The organism is Savagea faecisuis, assembly GCF_042675605.1.
In the GTDB taxonomy this organism is placed as follows: domain Bacteria; phylum Bacillota; class Bacilli; order Bacillales_A; family Planococcaceae; genus Savagea; species Savagea faecisuis.
The window spans coordinates 1-21,320 of record NZ_JBHTJF010000033.1; the positions used below are offsets into that span (position 1 = coordinate 1).

At 41.3% G+C, this 21,320-nt stretch carries 28 protein-coding genes and 2 pseudogenes; 13 read left to right on the forward strand and 17 right to left on the reverse strand.

Annotated features, from left to right (window positions below):
• Positions 1 to 127: 127 nt before the first annotated feature.
• Positions 128 to 760 (reverse strand): Yip1 family protein, encoded by a 633-nt coding sequence (locus ACFQ0V_RS09055; protein WP_381012492.1) that lies wholly within the window; start codon positions 758 to 760, stop codon positions 128 to 130.
• Positions 761 to 921: 161 nt separating this feature from the next.
• Between ACFQ0V_RS09055 and ACFQ0V_RS09060 the strand changes: the two genes are divergently transcribed.
• The 3 genes from ACFQ0V_RS09060 to ACFQ0V_RS09070 all read left to right on the forward strand — a co-directional run bounded on the left by ACFQ0V_RS09060 (position 922) and on the right by ACFQ0V_RS09070 (position 4,206).
• Complete coding sequence (locus ACFQ0V_RS09060) at positions 922 to 1,776, forward strand: DMT family transporter (RefSeq protein WP_381012495.1); 855 nt, start codon at positions 922 to 924, stop codon at positions 1,774 to 1,776.
• A 133-nt stretch (positions 1,777 to 1,909) separates the two neighbouring features.
• Positions 1,910 to 2,965 carry a hypothetical protein gene (locus tag ACFQ0V_RS09065; protein WP_381012497.1) on the forward strand — a complete coding sequence of 352 codons (1,056 nt, stop codon included), beginning with the start codon at positions 1,910 to 1,912 and terminating at the stop codon, positions 2,963 to 2,965.
• Positions 2,962 to 4,206 (forward strand): nitrilase-related carbon-nitrogen hydrolase, encoded by a 1,245-nt coding sequence (locus tag ACFQ0V_RS09070; RefSeq protein ID WP_381012500.1) that lies wholly within the window; start codon positions 2,962 to 2,964, stop codon positions 4,204 to 4,206. The genes ACFQ0V_RS09065 and ACFQ0V_RS09070 overlap by 4 nt, the downstream gene beginning before the upstream one ends.
• A gap of 46 nt (positions 4,207 to 4,252) precedes the next feature.
• On the opposite strand, the gene ACFQ0V_RS09075 is transcribed toward ACFQ0V_RS09070, so the two are convergent.
• The 4 genes from ACFQ0V_RS09075 to tnpB form a co-directional block, all read right to left on the reverse strand.
• On the reverse strand, positions 4,253 to 4,792 hold the full coding sequence (locus ACFQ0V_RS09075; protein ID WP_381012503.1) for a carbon starvation CstA family protein: 540 nt from the start codon (positions 4,790 to 4,792) through the stop codon (positions 4,253 to 4,255).
• A gap of 279 nt (positions 4,793 to 5,071) precedes the next feature.
• Positions 5,072 to 5,440, reverse strand: a complete 369-nt coding sequence (locus tag ACFQ0V_RS09080) for a carbon starvation CstA family protein (protein ID WP_381012506.1) — start codon at positions 5,438 to 5,440, stop codon at positions 5,072 to 5,074.
• Between the two features lie 159 nt (positions 5,441 to 5,599).
• The gene (locus ACFQ0V_RS09085) at positions 5,600 to 6,436 is read right to left on the reverse strand and encodes an acyltransferase family protein (RefSeq protein WP_381012617.1); all 837 of its coding nucleotides are present in this window, start codon (positions 6,434 to 6,436) and stop codon (positions 5,600 to 5,602) included.
• 63 nt (positions 6,437 to 6,499) lie between these two features.
• The gene (gene tnpB, locus ACFQ0V_RS09090) at positions 6,500 to 7,654 is read right to left on the reverse strand and encodes an IS200/IS605 family element RNA-guided endonuclease TnpB (protein ID WP_381012509.1); all 1,155 of its coding nucleotides are present in this window, start codon (positions 7,652 to 7,654) and stop codon (positions 6,500 to 6,502) included.
• An 88-nt stretch (positions 7,655 to 7,742) separates the two neighbouring features.
• On the opposite strand from tnpB, the gene ACFQ0V_RS09095 reads away from it, so the two are divergent.
• Together ACFQ0V_RS09095 and ACFQ0V_RS09100 are read left to right on the forward strand one after the other, a co-directional pair.
• Positions 7,743 to 7,877: a hypothetical protein gene (locus ACFQ0V_RS09095; RefSeq protein WP_381008680.1), complete on the forward strand. Its 135-nt coding sequence runs from the start codon at positions 7,743 to 7,745 to the stop codon at positions 7,875 to 7,877.
• Positions 7,878 to 7,885: 8 nt separating this feature from the next.
• Positions 7,886 to 7,993 (forward strand): annotated as a pseudogene (locus ACFQ0V_RS09100) (transposase); the annotation flags it as partial.
• 58 nt (positions 7,994 to 8,051) lie between these two features.
• On the opposite strand, the pseudogene ACFQ0V_RS09105 reads toward ACFQ0V_RS09100, so the two are convergent.
• The 3 genes and pseudogenes from ACFQ0V_RS09105 to ACFQ0V_RS09115 all read right to left on the reverse strand — a co-directional run.
• Positions 8,052 to 8,210, reverse strand: a pseudogene (locus ACFQ0V_RS09105) (acyltransferase family protein); the annotation flags it as partial.
• A gap of 117 nt (positions 8,211 to 8,327) precedes the next feature.
• Entirely contained in the window at positions 8,328 to 9,503 is a 1,176-nt protein-coding gene (locus tag ACFQ0V_RS09110) for a toxic anion resistance protein (RefSeq protein ID WP_381012512.1), read from the reverse strand.
• Positions 9,500 to 10,147 (reverse strand): 5-bromo-4-chloroindolyl phosphate hydrolysis family protein, encoded by a 648-nt coding sequence (locus ACFQ0V_RS09115; RefSeq protein WP_381012514.1) that lies wholly within the window; start codon positions 10,145 to 10,147, stop codon positions 9,500 to 9,502. The genes ACFQ0V_RS09110 and ACFQ0V_RS09115 overlap by 4 nt, the downstream gene beginning before the upstream one ends.
• Before the next feature lie 192 nt (positions 10,148 to 10,339).
• Between ACFQ0V_RS09115 and ACFQ0V_RS09120 the strand changes: the two genes are divergently transcribed.
• The 5 genes from ACFQ0V_RS09120 (at position 10,340) to ACFQ0V_RS09140 (ending at position 12,438) form a co-directional block, all read left to right on the forward strand.
• Positions 10,340 to 10,639 carry a DUF1033 family protein gene (locus ACFQ0V_RS09120; RefSeq protein WP_381012516.1) on the forward strand — a complete coding sequence of 100 codons (300 nt, stop codon included), beginning with the start codon at positions 10,340 to 10,342 and terminating at the stop codon, positions 10,637 to 10,639.
• Positions 10,640 to 10,853: 214 nt separating this feature from the next.
• Positions 10,854 to 11,054, forward strand: coding sequence for a cold-shock protein (locus ACFQ0V_RS09125; protein ID WP_194562016.1), 201 nt, complete (start codon positions 10,854 to 10,856; stop codon positions 11,052 to 11,054).
• 429 nt (positions 11,055 to 11,483) lie between these two features.
• Positions 11,484 to 11,630: a hypothetical protein gene (locus tag ACFQ0V_RS09130; RefSeq protein ID WP_381012519.1), complete on the forward strand. Its 147-nt coding sequence runs from the start codon at positions 11,484 to 11,486 to the stop codon at positions 11,628 to 11,630.
• Positions 11,631 to 11,632: 2 nt separating this feature from the next.
• Complete coding sequence (locus tag ACFQ0V_RS09135) at positions 11,633 to 12,256, forward strand: GNAT family N-acetyltransferase (RefSeq protein WP_381012522.1); 624 nt, start codon at positions 11,633 to 11,635, stop codon at positions 12,254 to 12,256.
• A gap of 8 nt (positions 12,257 to 12,264) precedes the next feature.
• A complete protein-coding gene (locus tag ACFQ0V_RS09140; protein ID WP_381012525.1) occupies positions 12,265 to 12,438 on the forward strand; it encodes a hypothetical protein in 174 nt (57 codons plus the stop codon).
• 15 nt (positions 12,439 to 12,453) lie between these two features.
• On the opposite strand, the gene ACFQ0V_RS09145 is transcribed toward ACFQ0V_RS09140, so the two are convergent.
• From ACFQ0V_RS09145 to ACFQ0V_RS09165, 5 genes are all read right to left on the reverse strand, one after another.
• Positions 12,454 to 12,846, reverse strand: a complete 393-nt coding sequence (locus ACFQ0V_RS09145) for a PaaI family thioesterase (RefSeq protein ID WP_381012527.1) — start codon at positions 12,844 to 12,846, stop codon at positions 12,454 to 12,456.
• 140 nt (positions 12,847 to 12,986) lie between these two features.
• The gene (locus ACFQ0V_RS09150) at positions 12,987 to 13,340 is read right to left on the reverse strand and encodes a hypothetical protein (RefSeq protein WP_381012529.1); all 354 of its coding nucleotides are present in this window, start codon (positions 13,338 to 13,340) and stop codon (positions 12,987 to 12,989) included.
• A complete protein-coding gene (locus tag ACFQ0V_RS09155; RefSeq protein ID WP_381012532.1) occupies positions 13,324 to 13,761 on the reverse strand; it encodes a hypothetical protein in 438 nt (145 codons plus the stop codon). The genes ACFQ0V_RS09150 and ACFQ0V_RS09155 overlap by 17 nt, the downstream gene beginning before the upstream one ends.
• Complete coding sequence (locus ACFQ0V_RS09160) at positions 13,758 to 13,961, reverse strand: helix-turn-helix transcriptional regulator (protein ID WP_381012534.1); 204 nt, start codon at positions 13,959 to 13,961, stop codon at positions 13,758 to 13,760. The genes ACFQ0V_RS09155 and ACFQ0V_RS09160 overlap by 4 nt, the downstream gene beginning before the upstream one ends.
• A gap of 90 nt (positions 13,962 to 14,051) precedes the next feature.
• Positions 14,052 to 14,492, reverse strand: coding sequence for an RrF2 family transcriptional regulator (locus tag ACFQ0V_RS09165; protein ID WP_381012536.1), 441 nt, complete (start codon positions 14,490 to 14,492; stop codon positions 14,052 to 14,054).
• Positions 14,493 to 14,638: 146 nt separating this feature from the next.
• Between ACFQ0V_RS09165 and hmpA the strand changes: the two genes are divergently transcribed.
• Positions 14,639 to 15,739: an NO-inducible flavohemoprotein gene (hmpA, locus tag ACFQ0V_RS09170; protein WP_381012538.1), complete on the forward strand. Its 1,101-nt coding sequence runs from the start codon at positions 14,639 to 14,641 to the stop codon at positions 15,737 to 15,739.
• A 44-nt stretch (positions 15,740 to 15,783) separates the two neighbouring features.
• Here the strand turns inward: hmpA and ACFQ0V_RS09175 are convergent, their stop codons facing one another.
• The 3 genes from ACFQ0V_RS09175 to ACFQ0V_RS09185 are packed head-to-tail and all read right to left on the reverse strand — an operon-like array spanning position 15,784 to position 18,032.
• Positions 15,784 to 16,512 carry an amino acid ABC transporter ATP-binding protein gene (locus tag ACFQ0V_RS09175; protein WP_381012541.1) on the reverse strand — a complete coding sequence of 243 codons (729 nt, stop codon included), beginning with the start codon at positions 16,510 to 16,512 and terminating at the stop codon, positions 15,784 to 15,786.
• Between the two features lie 12 nt (positions 16,513 to 16,524).
• Positions 16,525 to 17,190: an amino acid ABC transporter permease gene (locus ACFQ0V_RS09180; protein ID WP_381012543.1), complete on the reverse strand. Its 666-nt coding sequence runs from the start codon at positions 17,188 to 17,190 to the stop codon at positions 16,525 to 16,527.
• A gap of 17 nt (positions 17,191 to 17,207) precedes the next feature.
• A complete protein-coding gene (locus ACFQ0V_RS09185) occupies positions 17,208 to 18,032 on the reverse strand; it encodes a transporter substrate-binding domain-containing protein (protein ID WP_381012546.1) in 825 nt (274 codons plus the stop codon).
• Positions 18,033 to 18,205: 173 nt separating this feature from the next.
• On the opposite strand from ACFQ0V_RS09185, the gene ACFQ0V_RS09190 reads away from it, so the two are divergent.
• On the forward strand, positions 18,206 to 18,775 hold the full coding sequence (locus tag ACFQ0V_RS09190; RefSeq protein WP_381012549.1) for a xanthine phosphoribosyltransferase: 570 nt from the start codon (positions 18,206 to 18,208) through the stop codon (positions 18,773 to 18,775).
• A gap of 257 nt (positions 18,776 to 19,032) precedes the next feature.
• On the opposite strand, the gene ACFQ0V_RS09195 is transcribed toward ACFQ0V_RS09190, so the two are convergent.
• Positions 19,033 to 19,554 carry a phosphoribosyltransferase family protein gene (locus ACFQ0V_RS09195; protein WP_381012551.1) on the reverse strand — a complete coding sequence of 174 codons (522 nt, stop codon included), beginning with the start codon at positions 19,552 to 19,554 and terminating at the stop codon, positions 19,033 to 19,035.
• Positions 19,555 to 19,690: 136 nt separating this feature from the next.
• Here ACFQ0V_RS09195 and ACFQ0V_RS09200 point away from each other — a divergent pair, with 136 nt between their 5' ends.
• Positions 19,691 to 21,277, forward strand: coding sequence for a hypothetical protein (locus ACFQ0V_RS09200; protein WP_381012554.1), 1,587 nt, complete (start codon positions 19,691 to 19,693; stop codon positions 21,275 to 21,277).
• Positions 21,278 to 21,320 lie beyond the last annotated feature (43 nt).

Here is a 21,320-nt window from a genome sequence, read left to right on the forward strand (position 1 = left end):
TACATTTTACATGGAATCTCTCTTTTTTATTGCATTTTATTGGTAAAACTTAGTTAATCAACAGGCGTGAAAAAATGTATGAAAGGAAGAAGTATTTCCATTTCATACATTTTTTAATTGTAAATCATTAGCTCGCCATAATGAAAAATAATGGGATGAGTAAGAGTAAAATAAAAAAGACGATGATGACAGTGACAATAATGGACGGTAGTACGACTGTGAAGAAGGCACGCCATCCAGAGAGATTGTGAACGACTCGCATCCCTTGAACGAGAACGACGAAAGACAAAATGTAAGAAATACCCATAATTAAGGAACTTAGACTGAGCCATAAATCTTGTGTCGGTGTATTGAAATCAGGATTTTGGAACAATTGACTTCCCATCACTACGCTAATAACGATCGCTAAAATCGCTCCAGGAATGATGGAAGGTAGTGCGGCGAAACCGATCGTACGCAATGTGTCGCGGTAAGATCCTGTCCCTTTCATCATGCGGGCGAATAGCAAGTAAAGCCCCGCACTAACAACTGCTCCGATAAGACTAAAAATAGGGGTAACGATTAAAATGACGAACCAAATCCATCCAGAAGCGGTGAAGTTTTGCATATCTTCATCTGGCATGGCGAAGTTGAAAAATGCGCCGATGATAGAACTGAGCATAATAAGAATGAGAGCAGTTCTTAAAGGTGTCTCATCGAGCAAGCGACGAATCGTTGCGCGCGGTTGAAACCAAATCGTACGTATTGCATTCGATAACATAATATCTGCCTCCTTTCTAATTTAATTACTACTTATCATCTCACATAAACTTAATCTATGTAAATTGAGTATGGCAAATAAAAGCGTGAGAACATCGCAAGAGTGGAGAATATGTTATATTAAACAACGCGATAGGAATAGAAATGTATGGGAGGATTTTTGTGAACAATATTATGAAAGGGATTTTACTGATGATTATTTCGTCGATCGGTTTCGCTGCGATGACGGTGTTCGTGAAATTGTCAGGAGAATTACCTTCGATTCAAAAAACATTTTTCCGAAATTTAATTTCGGCGATCATCGCTTTTTTCTTCGTGATGTATCATAAAGAGTCACTGTTCGGAAAGCGTGAAAACCAAGTCGTTTTACTATGGCGTTCTATTTTCGGGACATTAGGAATTATCTTTTTATTTTATGCGATCGATCATTTAGTATTGTCCGATGCGGACATGTTAAATAAATTAAGTCCGTTTTTAGTCATTATTTTTTCAGCGATCTTTTTAAAGGAAACGGTACAACGATTCCAAATCGTGACGATTGTCGTCGCGTTTATCGGAATGTTGTTCATCATTAAGCCGTCGTTTTCCGTCGACTTTATGCCGTATCTCGTCGGCGTCTTATCGGCTGTGTTCGCAGCGGCGGCGTATACGTTGTTGCGCGTGCTCGGGAATCGGGAGAAGTTTTACACTGTCGTCTTTTACTTTTCATTTTTCTCGACAGTCGTATTGTTGCCGTTCCTACTCATTTTTTATGAGCCGATGACAACGCAGCAACTCGTCTACTTATTGCTAGCAGGTGTGTTTGCGACAGTCGGCCAGTTCGGCATTACGCTCGCGTATAAATACGCACCGGCTCGTGACATTTCGATATTTTCTTATTCGACGGTGCTCTTTACGACGATCATGAGCTTTATGATTTTCGGGCAAGGGCCAGACATTTACAGCATCATCGGATACATTATTATTTTAAGCGCGATGACGTATATGTTTTTACAAGGGCGGAAAGCGACAGTATAAACGAAGGAGGGCGATATTCGTCTCCTTCGTTTTTTTATTTTAAATGAATTATTAACGCATTTAAAAATCGAAATGTACACCTTTATGTCGTTAGTTTGTAGTACGATCAATGAGTCGGAAGGAGTGGAATTCAATGGCAAAAAATACGACGAAAGACATTCAACAACAACTCATTACAATTGGTGAAACATTAGGGTTTCGAGCGCAGGAAGAATTTACATTTGAACGACAACAAGGATATACGCCACGCTATGATGTTGTTTGGTTGCTTGACGTTCAAAAATTAAACGTAGCTCATTTACCAGGTGTTATGTTATTGGACGAACGGTGGTTACCTTTCGCAGCTTTTGAAATAGAAGGTTCGACGACATCTTCGAAAAACCAAGTCGGCAATGTCGGAAATTTATTAATGGCACCGACGCAATATCGTTTTATCGTCGTCGCGAACGAACAGGCGACGACGGAGCGGGATACGTATCGCAGAGGGGTGAAAATTGTCCGCACGATGCAAGAGCTTTTCGGAAATTATGAATTGTTCTTTTTAGATGCGTCGATGTTACATACGTTGGAACATTTAGAAGAGACGACCATCGTTTTAGCACCTGAAAGAGCCGCGCGTTTGAAAGGGTCTGGAGGAGAAAAACAGTCACTCCAAATCGCAAAGCGTTTATATCCTTTATTAGCAAAAACGAAATTAGCGCTCCATCAAGATTACACGTCGGATTATTACAAAATTCATTATGAACAGAAAACCAAACGTCCGAAAGAATACACGTACGAACCGTCCCCATTAGAGCGTCGTCCGTTGAGAGGGGTGACGAGTTATTATTATTGCTCCAAAATTGACTGGTCAGCAGGATTTGAAATAGAAGGAGGCTTCGTACAATTTTTGCGACAACTTGCGGAAAATTTAGGACCGGATGTAACGTTGTATCCGAGATTAGCGCATCTTTTGAAATATCCGAACGTGACATCCATTTATTATCCGCTATTAGGAATTGAATTCGAAACTGGACAAAACAAACATGCCATTGGGGGATTAATGAACGCAGGACGTTTACATCAATTCGGATGGATCGTAGCAGATGAAAGCTTCCGCAACGCAGTGGAAACGTACCAAACACATTTCGGCTTACAAAACACTTATTTCCTACCTACGCAGCGTTTGAAAGGGGAGAGGGAACGATGAAAGTGGCACTCGTTCAACCATACGGTGATAACTACACGTACTCATTAGATGAATTAGAAGAGAAATTACAACATTTTTTAGCGAAACAACCAGCCGTTGATTTAATCGTTTTTCCAGAAGCGTACGAATATATCGAACATGAAAAATTAAGTCCGTGGGATGCTGTGCGGGCGTTAGGCGATAAGTTTCAAACGGCCGTCATCGTCGGTTATTCACTCGATCTCGGAACGGAAGAAGCGTACTATTACAATCCGAATGCAGACGAAGCCCAATATGAAACGAATTTTTCTTTCTATATTAAACATGCGACAGCGCATCGGGTGATGTTTGAAGAAGCGTTGAGCGAAGAAAATATCGCGACGATTTACGCTCCTGTTTATTTAAAAGGGAAACATATTCAATTTTCGATTTGTCACGATATGTATTATCCGCTCATTATGGAACGTTTCGCTCAAGAAGGGATGGACATTTACATTAATTTGACTGGTGGCAATGTGAAAATGTCAAAATGGGGAGCGATTTTAAAAGGTCGTTCAGTGGAGTTGTCAGGACCTGTTTTATGTACGATGGGCAATCGAACATCGATGCGTCAAGCGTCAGAGCGTCTCATGTACCGAGACGGAAAACGCATTGCTCCGATAAAAAGTAGCAGTGCTGGAAAAAGTACGCACGCTTTTTCAATTTTTGATTTAGACAGTACGAAAGAGATGGAAGAAACGCCACACTATTACAGTGATAAAGTGTATACGGCATTCACTGTCGGAGAACAAGGAGCACATATTCATTTGAAAGAGGGGCAAGCGATTCCGAATCGAGCGGTGGAAGCGACAAGTGAACAATCGTTTCGTATGAATGTGGAAGAAGGGACAGTACATGTACATGTCGGCGGTGAAGAGCATTTGAAAGACCGTGCGTACGTTTTTGAAGAGCCTCGTTTTACAGGAGATCACGAACTGTTCATTTACTTTTGTGATGCGTCGCTTTCTTACGAAGATGCGATCAGTTTGGCGAAATTGCGTGCGATTGAAAATCGGATTGCGGTAGTGATCGATACCCCGCACTATCGCATCGGAGCGAAGACGAATCGTTATAAAGACGTACAATTGTTTGAACGTCCAACGATTGGATTCGATTTACAACATATGTACGGATTTGATAGTGTATATGAAAAAAATCCGACTTCTACAAACGGGTTGAATGTGAAATATCGTGATTTATACGAGGCACTCATTTACGAATAACAAAAAGGATGGAGTCGTCTTTATGACGAATCCATCCTTATTTTTGTTAAGCCTCTACTGCTGCATCTTTATTTTTCTTTTTTACCATCGCATTCCACGCTTCAATCATTAAGAACACGCAGAGAACGAGAAGTAAAAAGGCTGCGATCGCTAAGAAATAGTTCGGTTTGTCGCCGAGGAATAAGTTTTCATAAACGAGCACACCGAGAGCCGATAATGTAATGATAAACATGAAAATCATCGGCAAAATCGTAAACCATGCATTGACACCTTTGCTGACGAGCCATGCGCTCACCGCAAGAAGCGCGACTGCTCCGAGCATTTGGTTCGCTGACCCGAAAAGTGGCCACACTTTGTTCCACGTACCTGATAAAGAGAGTGCCGCCGCTCCTGCGACGATCGTTAATGTTGCGATATGGTGATTCGAGAAGAGGCGTGATTTGCCATCAGCGAATTCTTGTACCGCATATTTTCCGAGACGTGTTGCAGAGTCTAATGTCGTCATTAAGAAAGCAGAAGCGGTTAAAGCGACGAATGTCGTTCCGACAGCTTCAGGTAAACCGAATGAACTCAGTGAACTACCCACCACTTAGTTAACCTTACGGTCTACTTGAAGTGGGGGCTTCTCGCTTCCACGAACATAGCTTGCAAGCAAGTCTTATGTGTTCTCCACGAGCGTGAATTCGGGGCATTCCAACCCTACTGATACGCAATGTTTTTAGTACCTTGGATATTTTACGCATACGAGGGGCTTGGTTTTCGCTCTTATTTCCGTATGCAACTCCATATATCCAGTTGTCAAAGAACATTATGTCTATATTTTACCAAATTCTTTGGCTAAAGCCAACCGAAATTCATCTCCCACCTACTCATTGGTGCTATTCGCACCTTCACACTCCTTGAGGATGGGAGACTTCTTTCGGAAATCCGTTAAATAACCGAGACCTGCTGAGAAAATCGGGATCGGCCCTCCAAGTTCGTTCAAACGGTAGACGAATTCTGACTGCGTTAAAAATGCGATAGAACCGATCGCAATGACTGCTAAAAACCCTTCAATTAACATGTCGCCATATGTGATAAAGCGTCCATTTTTCTCATTGTCGAGCTGCTTTGCCGTCGTTCCAGAAGAAACGAGCGAGTGGAATCCTGATACGGCACCACAAGCGATCGTAATGAATAAAATTGGGAATAAATAACCGAGTGTATCGTTATGGAAACCGGTATACCCTGCCATTTTAAAAGAACATTTCGAAGCGCAATGGTGGTATGTTGTGAATCCAAATTATCATGACGGCTTATTATCGGAATTAGAACATAAAAATATTTACTTTATTTCACAAAAAGAACGTTAAACATCCTACCTCACGCGATGCGCGCTTGAGGTAGGATATTTTTATTTCGCTTCATGTTGTTTCCATAAAGTCGTTCGCAACTCGATAACGGGTTGTGTCAACATGCGGACCGGTTGGCTCGATAATGCGAGAACGAGTGCGGCGGCAATGAGTGCAAGGGCGAATAAGTCAATCGTCGCATCGACTGTGAAGAAGTCGTTTGCGCGTGCATATTGAATGAAAAACCCATGCAATAAATAGACGTACAACGTTCGCTCCCCGAGTACCGTTCCGCGCCATTCACGTGTTGGAATGAGTGCGAGGACGCTAGCGGTCATAATCGTCGCGACACTGTACACGACGAGTCGCCATAACGCGCCAGTTTCCGAAACTCCGAGCGTTTCATACGACTTTGACGCAAGTAACCAGCCTGTGTCAATATCTAGTCCGTAATAGACGAAGAGGAAAGAAGCGATCAATATGAGCACTGCTCCGAAACCTACAGCAGGGCGTTGCAGCTTTTCTAAATGTTCTTTCGTTAAAAAATACCCAGCTAAAAAGAACGGGAAAAAGACGAATGTGCGAGATAAACTGAACGCATGTCCGATATCGGCATTGTATCCGACGACGAGTCCGATGACGACCGCGATCGGTAAACCGACATAAGCTGGGAAGCGGCGGAATACGGTCAATAGTAAATGCCAGCTGAATAAGCTAAGTAAAAACCAGAGCGACCAGTGTGGCACGAACATATTGTCAGTCGTCCAGTTATTTTTCCCAATCCAAAAATAGTAGCCAGTGTAGGCGATTTGGAAAATGAGATAAGGGACGATCAATTGTTTGACTAATTTCCATACGTCGCGCAATGAATGCATTCCTTTTGCAAAAAATCCCGATATTGAACTACCACTAGGCTAAAGCCGTCGTGGATTCCTACGAACTCCGTTCTATCGAACAGATATTTAGTAGGCGATCCCCGTAGTCCCTACGGTTAGAAGTCTTTCGGCTTCTTTTTTGAGATTAATACTTGCGTTAATATCTCGATCGTGATGTGTTCCACAAGATGGGCAATCCCATTCACGAAGATTGAGGTTTTTAACGTCTTTGTTTTGGTGTCCGCAATTTGAACACAATTGAGAGCTGGCAAACGTTTTAGATACCGTAACAACTTGTTTGCCATACCATTTCGCTTTATATTCCAACATCGTTCTAAATTGATACCATGAAACCTCACTAATGGCTTTAGATCGTTTGCGGTTCTTTAACATATTTGATACTTGCAAATCTTCTATTCCGATCACATCGTGGTTTTTGATGATTTCAGTAGAGATTTTTTGCAAGTAATCCGTTCGTGCATTGACAATCTTCTCATGTATTCTTGCGACTTTCCGTCTTTGTTTTTGATAGTTTTTAGCTTCGCTTAATTGACATTTTCGTTTTATTGCTAATTGCCGCCTTCTTGATAGAATACGCTGTTCTTTTGCTAATTTTTCTTCTAACTTACGAAACCATTTAGGATTACTAAATACTTCACCGTTCGAAAGAATCGCAAAGTCTTTCAGACCAACATCTACACCTACGGAAGAATTCGTTTTTGGTAGTTTTTCTACTTGGGTTTCCGCAAGTATAGATACGAAGTATTTGCCACTAGGGTTACGTCTGATTGTAGCGTTTAAAATACGTCCTTCTACCTCACGACTTTTAGCGAACTTTACTAAGCCTAGTTTCGGTAATTTAATCTTATTCCCTACAACAGCGATGTTCCCATTTGTATGTTTTGTAACATAAGATTGTACCCTATTCTTCTTAGACTTAAATCGTGGCGCTTTATTTTGTTTCTTAAAAAATCTACTATATGCGTCCGCAAGATTTTTAAGAGAAGATTGTAAAGCGATACTGTCTACTTCTTTTAGCCATTCCAATTCTTTCTTTAATTGTGTTAATTGGGAAGAACAAGTCGTATAGGTTAACCCTTTACCTGTTTCTTCGTATGCATTTTGCCATTTAGCTAAAAAATGATTAAACACAAAACGAGAGCAACCGATTGTTTTAGCAATTAAAACTTCTTGGTTTTTGTTAGGGTAAATACGAAATTTATACGCTTTGTGAATAAGCATTGCTTTTCACCTCCTTCATAGCATATACTAAATATATTTCGGACATACAGTGTATGTCAAGCATACATTTTAAAAAGGGGTGAGGCCGATGAAACGTGTAGCCAAATTGATTAAGTTTCCAATAGATTTAGTAGTAGAAATCGAAAAGTACCAAAAAGAAAATTATATCTCAAGTTTTTCTGGTGCTGTATATGAGTTAATACGAAAAGGCTTGAATAAGTGATGAAATACGTTTCTCAACATTTCTGGAAGGAGCAAACCTTTTGGAGTGATGGATACTTCTCATGTAGCATTGGAAATGCTAGCAAAGAGACTATTCAACAGTACATTCAAACATAAGGTAGTCAGGGCTTACATCCCCTAGCCTAAAGGCATAGGGGTTTTACGCCCGATAATATAAAATAAAAGCAGGCATATGAAATGTATAAATCCATGTATAAATTGCGGAGATGCCTGTCGTTTTTGATGTGAATGGTTGAATTAAATGCCCGAAGACGACGAGAAAAATGAATAATACTTTCGCGTTGTCGATATAGGCGTAACGTTTTGTCGTCATGAAAATCACCCTTTATAAACTGATTACTTCTTAGTTACCCTCTGTTTTGCTCTTTTATACATTACAGTTGCGTAACAAAAAAACCCTCACCGTAGAAGGTAAGGGTTGGCATGGACACTATGGGCGCTGTTCGCTCTGTTCGTAAACGTTTAAAAGACGTTGTTTTAATTCGCCTTCCATACGCGCGATTTCAATTTCGACTTCTTGACGTTTCGCGCGACCTTCTTGCTGGATCGTAAGCGTTTCTTCAATCGTCGTAATTAAGTTTTCTTGCGTCTGTTTCAATGTTTCAATTTCGACTAAACCACGTTCGTTTTCACGCGCAGTTTCAATCGTATTTTGTTTCAACATTTCAGAGTTTTTCAACAGTAAGTCGTTCGTCGTTTTCGTGACGAGTTTTTGAGATTCAACCGCTTGTTGTTGACGATTCAACGTGAGCGCGATCGCAATTTGGTTTTTCCAAAGCGGAATCGCCGTCATAATAGAAGATTGAATTTTCTCAGCAAGCGTTTGGTTCGTCTGTTGAATCATGCGAATTTGTGGCGCACTTTGAATTGTAATTTGACGAGACAGTTGCAAATCGTGCAAACGTTTTTCGAGACGGTCGACGTATTGAAGCATGTCGTTCATCTCTTGAACGTCCATTTGGTCTTGTGACGCTTCCGCTTTGGCGCGGAGTTGTGGAATGACTTCGTTCATAATTTCATCGCGTTTTAATTCCGCTGCCGCGATGTAAATGTTGAGCGCTTGGAAGTATGATTTATTTTGTTCATACAGTTGATCTAAGTTTTGAACATCTTTCAATAGTCCAGCTTTATTATGTTCTAACTGCACGCTAATTTTATCGATTTGTGTGCCGAGTTTTTGATACTTTGACATCATTTCGTTAATGGAGCCTTTTGCTTTGCTGAACATTTTGCCAAAAAATCCTTTTTTCTGTGGGGCTAATTCTTCTGGGTCGAGCGTTGATAATTTGCCCATTAATTCGTTTAACACGTCGCCGATTGGCCCGATATCATTCGCTTGGACGTGATTGAGCATCGAGTTAGAGAAGCGCGTCAATTCATTTTGAGCATTCGCTCCGTACGTGATGATCGCTTCGTTATTGCCGACCGGAATTTGTGCTGCAATTTGTTGCGCTTTTTTCTGTTCTTCTTCATTTAAGCGTTCGAGCATCGTCGTCGGACGTTCTTCGATCACTTCAGGCACATGTGGTTGTGCTGGTTGTGGGTCGAGTTCAAATGGATTTTCTAATAAGTCATCTAATGATTTTGGTTCGTTTTGATTTGTCATTTTGCATCCTCCTCAGGCGGTTTCGGTAAGTGTTGTTGGTGTGCGACGTCGATGTAATCGAGTTCGATTTTCAGCTTCTCGACATCGGTCGCGACCGCACGTTTTAAATCTGATTCGAGCAATTCTTTCACCGTCGTCAATTTTTCTTTCGTCGTAATGAGTGCATGTTTAATTTCAGAATCTTGCAACGGTTGGTTCGAAAGCATCGTATATTTAGACGTAATATCGACAGCAGATTCTAAATGAGCGTAGAAGAAACTGTCGACATGATAAAACTTGCGCGGATTTTTTTCTACAATTTGAATGATGCGTTTGGCGAGTTGGTTTAACTCATGGAGCTGTCGAAATGAATGGACATTGCGCACTTGCGCGTAGCTCGTATTTAACTCACGCAATTTCGCACGCGCTTGGTCGAGCTGGTCGACGATGGCGCGGTATTCTCCACGAGAAAGGCCGAATCGCTTCGCCGTACGTGAAATTTGAACTTGTTTCGAAACGAATAACGTTCCCGCATAAGCTCCGATCATCGCCCCTGTCGCACCGAAAAAGCCGACGCTCGTATTGAGTAATAAATAAAACCAAGCGGTTAAACTAATCGGTAAGGCGAGCAAATGCCGTACGAAAAAATTTTTAATTCGGTTCATCATAATGGCCTCCTCTAGAAAACTTCTAACTCTACTACGTAAGAGAGGGCTAAAAGGTTCCATTGTTACTACGTATTATACATGAAACGATTGAAAAAATCGGCTTTTCGCATTGCGATAAGCACGAAAAACACACGATATTTTAAAATATGCTAAACTATTGGTAAATGAGGTAGAAAGGAGACGGTACGATTGTTTGAAATCATCTATATGAAAGCGGACTATGAGCCGTGGTGGATGTTTGAAGATTGGGAAGACTGGGTGGAATCAAAGCAGGCGTATCGTTCTTTAGAAGAAGCGACTGCACGATTTCAAGAGATTATCGAAGAATGGCGACAAAAACATGAGTTTTTTGAAGTGAGAAAAGGATGTTTCGCAGCGTTTTGGACGAAAGAAGAACAGTGCTTCTGTGACCACTGCGACGATGACTTACAGCTTTTTCACGGTTTCATTTTAATGCATGAAGGTAAACCGATTGTAAAGGAATGTTAATATTCAAATCATTCGGTAAATAGTTTGACAATTTAATCTGTTATGGTATATTAAAGGTAGTAAAGACAGGAACTTGATACATCTTCACCGAAATTGACGTATTCACATATTACAAAAAGTGATCGGCTTTAGCGGTACTTTTTGTAATATGTGAATTTTTCTTTTTTGCGACAAGTTCATGTATTTATTAGTAAAATTTTGGAGGTTTGTTCACATGAAACAAGGTAAAGTAAAATGGTTTAACTCAGAAAAAGGTTTCGGATTTATCGCAGTTGAAGGCGAAGACGACGTATTCGTACACTTCTCAGCAATCCAAGGCGACGGATTCAAAACTTTAGAAGACGACCAAGAGGTTGAATTCGAAGTTGTTGAAGGCGAGCGCGGATTACAAGCAGCAAACGTTGTAAAATTATAATATTTGCGAATTCAACATCTCCCACCTACGAAAATAGGTGGGAGATGTTTTTTTATAGTTTAGGTGAGAACACCCGTCACTTTAGTGATGGGATGAATCACCTTTTTGTTGTCAAACGTATGTTTGGTTGGTATACTATACTTAACATTTTTTGAAAACTAAAGATATGGAGTTGTGATAGGAAATTCGTCTATCACGTAAAATCTTTAACGTAGGTGCAATCCTATATTTCTACTAAGCGAAAACTAAGCAAATGAAATATACTATAAAAGAACTTTGTACACACGTCACCGTAGGAACTACGGGTTGAGCCTACTAAAAAAGGAGTCGATAGACACCTGTTCGTAGGAATCTCGTTACTTTAGTAACGAGAGGTTCAATTCTTCTCTTTTCTTTTCATGGTACGATTGTAGGAAAGGAGCGATCAATATGGAACAACGTGAACAGACAGAACAAGAAGAGCAAGTGTTTTTATGCGAAGATTGCGGCTACCCACATCGTGGGACAGAGCGACCGATCTACTGTGTGAAGTGTGAAAGCGATGCACCAGAAGACGCTTGTTGGACGGGGGCATGATGATGGAGTTTCGACTGCTTACGAGCAAAAATATACGCACGATTTTACACATTCAAGAAGAAGCATTGCGCGTCGTAGAGCGAGAAGGGCAATTGCAACCATTAAGTGAAGCGGAGTATCGCTTTATGTTAGATGAAGGGCGCGGCCTGATTTTAGGGGCGTTTGCAGAAGACAATCTCGTCGCTTTTCGCGCTTTATTGCATCCAGACGTTGACGATACGCATCTCGGTCAATACATCCGCTTGCCTGAAGAAGTTTGGCAGTATGTGTATTATAGTGAAATTACGATCGTTCATCCCGACGCGCGCGGTTTTGGTTTGCAGAAGCGTTTAGGCGAACGAATTATGCCACTTTGTGAAGCGGAACATATCGCCGCGACTGTCGCACCTGACAACATCCCGAGTCTTGTCGATAAATTCCATCTCGGGTTTCATATGTATGCGTTAGAACGTGTTTATGGTGATCATTGGCGCTACGTATTTCGCCGCGACCGAACGCCGCTCACTTTTTCAGAACGATGTACAGTCGTAAAAGAAGATGCAGAAACGCAAAGGCAATTGTTCGCGGATGGTTGGGTCGGTACGTCTTACAACCGTTTAACGAATGAACTGTGTTTAGAAAGGTAGCGTGCGACATGTCGAACATATTAAAGTTTTTAATCGTATTCGGTGGAGCGTTAGGGATCGTGCTCATCTTTATGATGTTGCGTTCACCTGCGACGATGCTCATCGCAACGAGTGCTCCGATTGTCGCGTTCATCTGTTTTTATTTTTGGACGAATGGCAATCCGACGAACAAACAAAAATAACAGCGACATACGCTGTTATTTTTTTGTGCGAAAAGTCGCCGTATAATAGGCGAGTACATCGCCCGCTTCATTGTACAATCTTCCTTGAACGAGTGACGTACTGCGCATTTCTTCTAGAATGCTCGCTTTTGCAATCACCGTTTCTTCAATCGCGGGTTTCAAAAAGTTCGTCGTCATTTGAATCGTCGTCGCATCATTCGCACCGCGCGCTAAGACGAGCATACCCATCGCCGTGTCCATAATCGACATGTAAACGCCACCGTGTACCGTTTGTTGTGTATTGTTCAGTTGTTGGCGGTACGGAAGGCGAATAACCGCTTCTTCTGGTGTACAACTGACGTATTCAAATCCGAAAAAATTCCAATATTCACTCGTCGTAAAACGTTCGATAATGTCTTGTTCTGTCATACAATCCTCTCTTTCATGCGTTCAATCAATATTTCACTAGAGCTTTCGTTAATTGTAGTCCAATTCTCGTGCGGCTCGCTTGAAAACTGGCTTCGCTCCGTCGCGAGAACCACAGTAAACGGCGATTCGTTTCATTGTCATCATCCTTTTTGTTGATAGAGTACGAGATCACTAAAATATAATTGACAAACCGTGTCAATAGAAACAGCCTCTTTAAAAGGAAAGTAACGGCTATACACTTCAGTATAGAGAGGGATTTCCTGCAAGTCGAAACCTTCAAAAATATCGAGTAATGCAACAATTTTCCACTGTACCTTTTCCCCGAATTGATTAAAATATGCCTCCTCTCGCAAAGTTTTTGCTATTTTATGAAAAATATCCTCATAGGAGTGTCCTGAAAAATTACCGATGATGATGCTGTGTTCATACGTATGAGAAGTTCGGTCCGTCGGGTGTCGTTTCGACATTTTTAATACGCTATACGACTGTTTCATCAGCATGCTCCATATGAGAAAAAGTGAGTTGATACGTCAAGCCTGTTAAAAAAGGCAATAATCCGAATGTGAATAAAATGCCATTCATCGGAAGAAGTGGCGTGAGTATAAGTGCGAACAAAATATAGAGCGTCGTCACTTGCATCGCGTACATTCCTGCTCGTTCCGTCAGTTGTCGTTCTCGTTCGTCACACGCTAACAGTTCTGGAAAGAAAAATAACTGCAAGCTCGGTCGTAAATCGACAGGTTGAAGCCAATATTTTTTAATGAATAGATGGATTCCCCAAAAGAGCAAGGTGAACGTATACGTAGCGATTTTTCCGTAGAATGAACCGTTCACTCCTTCATAGACCGCAATCGCAAAAAAGGGGATGATCAACAGGATAAAAATGCGCAAACGAAAAACAGTTTGTCTCGTCATAAAGAGCTCTCCTTTTTAAAAAAGATTTGTTCAATCGGTAGTTCAAATAGTTCCGCAATATTCATGGCGAGTAAAAGGGAAGGGATGTAAGAACCTTTTTCTAAAGCGACGATCGTTTGGCGTGTCACATGAATGCGATCGGCGAGTTGTTGTTGCGTCATATTGTGCAATGCCCTCAATTGTTTCACTCGATTATCCACTTCGTTGCCTCCTCATAAAAGTTAAGTCAACTTTACATTATGTCAAGTGTACCATACATTGAATTGTTTGAAAATAGAAAAAACGACGAATCAATTCGATTCATCGTTTAATAGTGGTTTCAACATGTCTTCGTTTTCGATGACATCTTGTAACGTATATTGGTCGAGCACTTGAATGAAAGCTTGTAGCGCTTGGCCAAGCATCCCTTTTAATCGGCATTGCGGAGAGACGACACATAAATTGTTTTCCGAAAAACATTCAACGAGATGAAAATCATCTTCCGTTTTGCGGACGACTTGTCCGATATTAATATTTTTCGGGTCGATATGAAGTCGAATGCCTCCACCTCGTCCTCGAATCGTTTCAATATAACCGAGCAAGCCGAGTTGGTGAGTCACTTTCATTAAATGATTTTTAGAAATATTGTAAGCATCCGCAATATCTTGAATCGTGCTCAACCGATCTTTCGGTTGCAGCGCCAAATACATGAGTGTGCGGAGCGAGTAATCTGTATACATCGTTAATCTCATAGGATTTCACCTCTTTCTCTATCATAGCGAAACCGATTGTAAAAGTGAACATTTTGTAAACATGTACATAATATATATCTTTTAATCGAAAAGTTTGGTATAAATAACATATATACAAAATACATCTTTAAAAGGAGAGCATTTCAATGACTTTATCGAGAGAGACGAAAGATATTATTTTAGCGACAGTTCCTGTATTAGAAGAGCACGGTGTCGCGATCACGACGGTTTTTTACAAAAGAATGTTTGAAGCGCATCCTGAATTGTTGAACATTTTCAATGAAGCGAACCAAGCGAAAGGGCGCCAACAGTCAGCGCTTGCGATGATGGTGTATGAAGCGGCGAAACATATCGACAATTTGGAAGCGATCGTACCACAAGTGATGCTTGTTGCGCATAAACATCGCAGTTTAACCGTTCAGCCGGAACATTATCCGATCGTCGGAAAGTATTTATTGTTGGCGATTCAAGAAGTGTTAGGAGACGCAGCAACGCCTGATATTATGCAAGCGTGGGAAGAGACGTACGGCGTCATTGCGAATATTTTCATCGATGTCGAACGCCAACTGTATGAAGCGAGTGCATGGGAAGATTTCAAACCATTTATCGTGAAGAAAAAAGAAGTAGAAAGCGAGCTCGTAACGTCGTTTTATTTAGAACCGAAAGATGGGCTTCCGTTGCCGACGTATGAAGCGGGACAATATATTACGGTGCGCTTACATACGGGAGACGAGTATTTAGCGAATCGTCAATATACGATTTCATGTGCGCCGAACGGTCAAACGTTCCGAATTTCAGTGAAACGTGAGCCAGGCGGACGCGTATCGAACTATTTGCACGATCACGTTCAAGTAGGAGACGAGTTAGAGGTAACGGCACCTGCGGGAGATTTCTATTTAGAGGAAGCAGAGCGCATTACACTATTATCAGCAGGTGTCGGCATTACACCGATGATGGCGATGGCAGAAGCGGCTCGCGGGCAAGTCGATTTTATCCATACGTCAAAAAGTAAAGCGGTGCAACCGTTCGCATCGATTTTACCGAATGTAGTGGAAGAAGGCGTTTATATTTATACAGATGAATCTCCACGCATCGACGAACGAGTGCTCCGTGATTACGTCCATAATGGAACGTACTACATTTGCGGTCCTGAAGGGTTCATGCGCGATATGAAAGAAGCATTGTTACAACAAGGCGTAACAGAAGACCAAATTCGCATCGAATATTTCGGCCCAGCAATCGCATAACGGAGAAGAAAAACGACTTAAGCGTACGAAGCTTAAGTCGTTTTTTAATGGTGAAGCACTTTCGATAAAAAAGCTTGTGCACGTTCGGATTTCGGTGCCGAGAAAAACTGTTCTGGTGGTGCGACTTCGACAATTTTGCCGTCTGCCATAAAGACGATTTCATCACAAATTTCTTTCGCGAAGTTCATCTCGTGTGTGACGACGACCATCGTCATACCTGCTACGGCAAGTTTTCGAATCGCATCGAGCACTTCCGTTACCATTTCAGGGTCGAGTGCGCTCGTCGGTTCGTCGAACAGCATGACGTCAGGGTCCATCGCAAGGGCGCGGGCAATCGCAACACGTTGTTGTTGACCACCTGACAATTTATTCGGATACGCGTCGTATTTGTCGCCGAGTCCGAGAGAGTCCAACAGTTCTTTTCCACGTTTTTCTGCGTCCGCTTGTGACATTTTTTTCACTTTGATCGGAGCGAGTGTGACGTTTTCGAGCGCTGTTAAAAATGGATATAAATTAAAGTTTTGAAAAACGAAGCCAATTTTACTGCGCGCTTCGTTAATATTAATTTTCGGGTTGTGAATGTCATATCCGTTGATCGTAATTTGGCCGGAATCGATCGGTTCAAGTGCGTTTAATGTGCGAATGAGCGTCGATTTCCCAGCACCACTCGGCCCGATGACCGCAATGACATTCGATTGCGGCACATGTAGTTGAATGTCTTGTAAGACGGTGTGATCGCCGAATGTTTTCGTCACATTTTCGATTGTAATCAATGCGGGTTCCTCCTAGTTTTCACGTGATAGCCAACGCTTTTCAACAGCGCGGATCACGAGTGATAATGTGAGTGTCATGACGAGGTAAATGAGGGCAACGAATGTCCAAATTTCAAGACCTCGGAATGTCGTCGCAACGAGATTTTTCGCATTTAACGTTAAGTCTGTTGCCGACACGACTGACACGAGAGATGAGTCTTTAATTAAAATGATAAATTGTGAAGCGAGCGGTGGAAGCACTTTTCGGAATGCTTGCGGTAAGACGACGTAGCGCATCGCTTGAACGTGCGTCATCCCAGCAGAACGCGCTGCTTCCATTTGACCTTTCGGTACAGCTTGTACACCTGCGCGCACAATTTCTGCGATGAAGGCTGCAGAGAAGAGGGCGAGTCCGATAATCGCTGACCAATAAGCGCCTAAATTTAAAAATCGTCCGAGGACGAAAAAGATCCAAATTAATAAAACGAGTAGCGGAATTCCGCGCATAAGTTCGATATAAATGGTGCTGATCACTTGTAAAAATTTATTGCGTGAAATGCGTCCGAGTCCGATGATGATACCAATAGGAATACTAAAAAGTAATGCGAGCGCTGAAATTTCTAACGTTTTCAGCGCCCCGTCGATAAAGACATCCATATTGTTCGTAATGACGGACCAATCGTATTGATAGGAATTCATAATAGATGTCTCACTCCTTATTCTTCGTCAACTTCGTTTAACCAATCGCTATTATCGAACCATTTTTCACGAGAAGTTAATTCTTCTGGGCTGTCGACATAACTATCTAAAAATGAATTGATCCATTGAATCGTTTCGAAGTCATTTTTTTGTACGGCAATTCCTAATTTTTCTTTTGATAATAATTCAGGTAATACTTTCACATTGTCGCCTTGTTGAGCTTTCCAAACAGCGATTGCTGGCTCATCGTAAAGTACCGCATCCGCTTGCCCTTGACCCATCGCTGTCGCTGCGAGTGGGAAGTCATCGAAGACCATCACTTCCGCATTTTTGAAAATGTCTTGCGCTAAAATAGCACCTGTCGTTCCGACGCCGACCGCTACTTTTTTACCTTTTACATCTAAGTCTTCCCAAGATTTCGTCGCATTGTCGTCCCCTGGTAATAAAATCGCTTGACCTGCTGTGTAGTAAGGTTGAGATAAGCTAACCGCTAATGCACGGTCTCCACGGATCGTAAGACCTGCGATAATCATGTCGACTTCGCCTGCTTGAAGCGCTGGTGTTAAACCGTCAAAGACGAATTGTTTAAATTCGACATCCACACCTAACCATTTTCCCATCGCATTCGCTAAATCGACATCATATCCGATAAATTCTCCATCTGTATTTTTCATTTCAAATGGGAAGTATCCTGGCGCCGTTCCGACGACTAATTTTTTATTTTTCTGAACTTTTTGGAGCGTAGAGTTAACCGTTTGGCCACCTTCTTCGCTTCCGTTCCCTCCGCAAGCTGCTAAAACGAGCGCGAGTGAAGCAATCATTGCAAATAATATTTTTTTCATAATAAATTCTCCTTATCGATTATCTGTAATAGTATGAAGTTTTATTAATATATCATGTATATTTATACAAATCAACTGTTATTTAATTAATTTCAGAATATTATTTAATTTGAAAAGCGTACGAAAACACGCTACAATTAGGGAACTGTATGTTTAGAAGGAGAAGACGTCTAATGCAATTATTAAAAGAGAAAATTGAGCAAGAAGGTAAAGTGTTAAGCGAGAAAGTATTGAAAGTTGATACATTCCTTAACCACCAAATCGACCCGAAGTTAATGGTTGAGATCGGGAAAGAATTTGCGCGACTATTCCGCGAAGAGAACATTACGAAAGTCGTGACGATCGAATCGTCAGGAATCGCACCAGCCGTTATGACAGCGTTGAAATTAGAAGTGCCTGTCGTATTCGCGCGCAAACATCAATCGTTAACATTGACAGAAAATTTATACCGTTCGAAAGTATATTCATTCACGAAACAAGTATCGAGCGAAATTGCGGTGAGCGGTGATTTCGTCACAGCGGACGATCACGTTTTACTCATCGACGACTTTTTAGCGAATGGACAAGCGATGCTCGGCTTAATGGATATCGTTGAGCAAGCGGGCGCGACAATCGGTGGTGTTGGAATCGTCATCGAAAAAGGTTTCCAAGAAGGTGGAGCAGTCATTCGTGACAAAGGTGTGCGTGTCGAGTCACTCGCAATCATCGATAACATGTCACCAGACCACATTACATTTCAATAAGAAAAAATCACCTTACTTAATTTAATGTAAGGTGATTTTTTTTTGAAGTATTTGACTAAAGGGAGCGAGCCAAATGATATATATATTATCCGTCAAATTAAGGAGAAACAAAAATAAAAAAACACAATCAACAAAAGTTTAAAGCAATTAAAAAAACGTATGAAATCCAATTTTTAAACATTGATTTCATACGTTTTTTAATTAGAAATTTTCATTTTTAAAACTAAAGCTATCCGCGTAGTCCTAGCTTTTTAGACTTAAGAACGAATGAGCGGAATATGTACGATATATGTAATATCATCATATTGAACAGAGCTTCCTTGTACGGCGATGCTCGCTTTCGTTGTCGTTTCAGCACCTGCGTCACGCACGAGTTGATCGAGTAATTGAATCGCTTGCCCCGTCCCGACGAAATCATCAACGACGAGTACATGTTTGCCTTTTAATAACTCCGCATCTTTACCGTCGAGCACATACGTCAGTCCGTCTGCTTCTCGTTGGAGATTTGTTTGCATGTACGGTTTATTTTCTTTACGTGCGACGACGAAACGTGGCATATTGTACAAACGCGCTAATTCAGCGGCGAGTGGTATTCCTTTCGTTTCAGCAGTGACGATGATGTCGGGACGCGCTACTTTTTCGACTAATGCTTGTGCACATGCTTCGACGAGTTCTCGATCTCCTAAAATGTTCAATGTAGCAACTTGTAATTGGTCATTCACTGAAATGACAGGTAATTGTCGAGACACCCCTGCGATTTCAATCGTAAATAAAGCCATGTCACTCAACCTTCCTTTGTCAAAATATTTTGTTTTCATTATTATAACATTATGCACTTCGTATTTCGATATGGTAGAGTATTTCATTCAAATGATGGTATACTTTCATTATTGTAAAAAAGAGAGGTGAACGAACTTGCGCCATTGGTTAATGACGCTTTGTATAGCGAGTCTACTTCTCGTAGCTGGCTGTACAACAGATACAGTACGAACAGAAATTATACTCGATCCGAATGAAATCGGCATGCATGTCGATGGGACAGATGCTCTTTCGGTTCATTCCTTCGATTACGGAACACATACCGTTCAATTAGAAAGTGGTGAAAGTTTCAGTTTCCCGATGCGCGGCTCTTATAGCGTACCTGAAGAGAAAAAATTGTACCCGATTGTCTTCATGGGGCATGGGCGTTCTGATTTATACGAACATGCGGAAGACTTATATGAAGGGTACGATTATGTGATCGGGCATTTAGCGGCAAATGATGTTGTCGGTTTATCTCTCGATTTGCATGCGGCCTTTCCTTTAGATAAAACATATGAAGATGAAGGGGAACGCGTTCGTAAAATGATGCAAGCGACGATTGAAACCGTTATTGCACGTTCTCGTGAAGCGAACAATCCTTTTTCACAAAAAGTCCATCCAGACAAAATTGGAGTCGTCGGCTTCACTGAAACAGGACAATATGTATTCGAATTAGCGGAACACATGCAGTCGAATAAAATTAAAGTCGATGCTCTTCTCGCAGTGAACCCACAATTCATCGAGAAAGAAATAAATTGGCCAGAAGAAGTGGACCGAGCGATCATCGTTTCCGAATACGACAATATCGTCAAAACATATGACGGATATGCGATGTATGACGAACTTTCGAGCAAATCCGCTTTAAAGTTAATCACTTTATTGAAAAAAGGGAACCATCATTATTTCAATACGAAACTGACGACAAATGACGTCGCAGAATACGGTACGAATTTTGAATTGCGTCATCAATTAAAGCGTGAAGAACAAGAACAGTTTTTCAAACAGTATGTGACGGATTATTTTTTAGGTATTTTAAATCGTACTGAAACGTCTTTAATTCGCAGTTTACAAACGAGAGCGCAACCAGATCGCATGTATGGGCAAGATGTTTTATTAACTGCAGAATTAAAAGGAACGCGTCTTTTACTCGATCCTGCAAAAGTCGACTTAGAAAATGTCCATTATGAAAAAACAGAAGCAGAACTCGTAAAAGATACACTCGTATCTCAAGAAGGAAGCATTCCTTTATTAACCGGATTACACCCGAATGGTACGATTCAAGAACGTTCATTTTTGAAAGTCGACTGGCTGAAAAAGAGTTCGTCCATCGACTTCGAACCATTGCTTCGTAATATCGTAGGAGACGAAGTGTTGACGGTAAACTTTATTTTAGGTCCAGCGAGTGAGCGAAACAAATCGTACTTACACCAAGCTTTCGCGGTAGAGTTAGAAGATGAAGCGGGAAATGTCGGACGCGCACGTTTGCCGGAAGAGTTGAATGCGATTGAGATTGAAGAAGGAGGATTGCATGAAAATGATGCAGGAGAACTTCGATGGTCTCGCTATACGCCGATTCGTTCAGTCCGTATTCCTTTAGAACGATTTGTTGATATTGATTTTGAACATGTGACAAAGTTAAGTCTTTATTTTGGAGATACAGATGAAGGAACGATTTTAATCCATTCGATTACTGTGCAATAATCCATGAACACCCCGAATCCTTTCAGAAATGAGAGGAAGGGGT

Coding starts and splice junctions, on each gene's coding strand:
- ACFQ0V_RS09055 (WP_381012492.1), bottom strand. CDS start 760: ATGTTATCGAATGCAATACGTACGATTTGGTTTCAACCGCGCGCAACG.
- ACFQ0V_RS09065 (WP_381012497.1), top strand. CDS start 1,910: ATGGCAAAAAATACGACGAAAGACATTCAACAACAACTCATTACAATT.
- ACFQ0V_RS09070 (WP_381012500.1), top strand. CDS start 2,962: ATGAAAGTGGCACTCGTTCAACCATACGGTGATAACTACACGTACTCA.
- ACFQ0V_RS09080 (WP_381012506.1), bottom strand. CDS start 5,440: ATGGCAGGGTATACCGGTTTCCATAACGATACACTCGGTTATTTATTC.
- tnpB (WP_381012509.1), bottom strand. CDS start 7,654: ATGCTTATTCACAAAGCGTATAAATTTCGTATTTACCCTAACAAAAAC.
- ACFQ0V_RS09095 (WP_381008680.1), top strand. CDS start 7,743: ATGAAACGTGTAGCCAAATTGATTAAGTTTCCAATAGATTTAGTAGTA.
- ACFQ0V_RS09110 (WP_381012512.1), bottom strand. CDS start 9,503: ATGACAAATCAAAACGAACCAAAATCATTAGATGACTTATTAGAAAAT.
- ACFQ0V_RS09115 (WP_381012514.1), bottom strand. CDS start 10,147: ATGAACCGAATTAAAAATTTTTTCGTACGGCATTTGCTCGCCTTACCG.
- ACFQ0V_RS09125 (WP_194562016.1), top strand. CDS start 10,854: ATGAAACAAGGTAAAGTAAAATGGTTTAACTCAGAAAAAGGTTTCGGA.
- ACFQ0V_RS09130 (WP_381012519.1), top strand. CDS start 11,484: ATGGAACAACGTGAACAGACAGAACAAGAAGAGCAAGTGTTTTTATGC.
- ACFQ0V_RS09135 (WP_381012522.1), top strand. CDS start 11,633: ATGGAGTTTCGACTGCTTACGAGCAAAAATATACGCACGATTTTACAC.
- ACFQ0V_RS09140 (WP_381012525.1), top strand. CDS start 12,265: ATGTCGAACATATTAAAGTTTTTAATCGTATTCGGTGGAGCGTTAGGG.
- ACFQ0V_RS09145 (WP_381012527.1), bottom strand. CDS start 12,846: ATGACAGAACAAGACATTATCGAACGTTTTACGACGAGTGAATATTGG.
- ACFQ0V_RS09150 (WP_381012529.1), bottom strand. CDS start 13,340: ATGAAACAGTCGTATAGCGTATTAAAAATGTCGAAACGACACCCGACG.
- ACFQ0V_RS09155 (WP_381012532.1), bottom strand. CDS start 13,761: ATGACGAGACAAACTGTTTTTCGTTTGCGCATTTTTATCCTGTTGATC.
- ACFQ0V_RS09165 (WP_381012536.1), bottom strand. CDS start 14,492: ATGAGATTAACGATGTATACAGATTACTCGCTCCGCACACTCATGTAT.
- hmpA (WP_381012538.1), top strand. CDS start 14,639: ATGACTTTATCGAGAGAGACGAAAGATATTATTTTAGCGACAGTTCCT.
- ACFQ0V_RS09180 (WP_381012543.1), bottom strand. CDS start 17,190: ATGAATTCCTATCAATACGATTGGTCCGTCATTACGAACAATATGGAT.
- ACFQ0V_RS09185 (WP_381012546.1), bottom strand. CDS start 18,032: ATGAAAAAAATATTATTTGCAATGATTGCTTCACTCGCGCTCGTTTTA.
- ACFQ0V_RS09190 (WP_381012549.1), top strand. CDS start 18,206: ATGCAATTATTAAAAGAGAAAATTGAGCAAGAAGGTAAAGTGTTAAGC.
- ACFQ0V_RS09195 (WP_381012551.1), bottom strand. CDS start 19,554: ATGGCTTTATTTACGATTGAAATCGCAGGGGTGTCTCGACAATTACCT.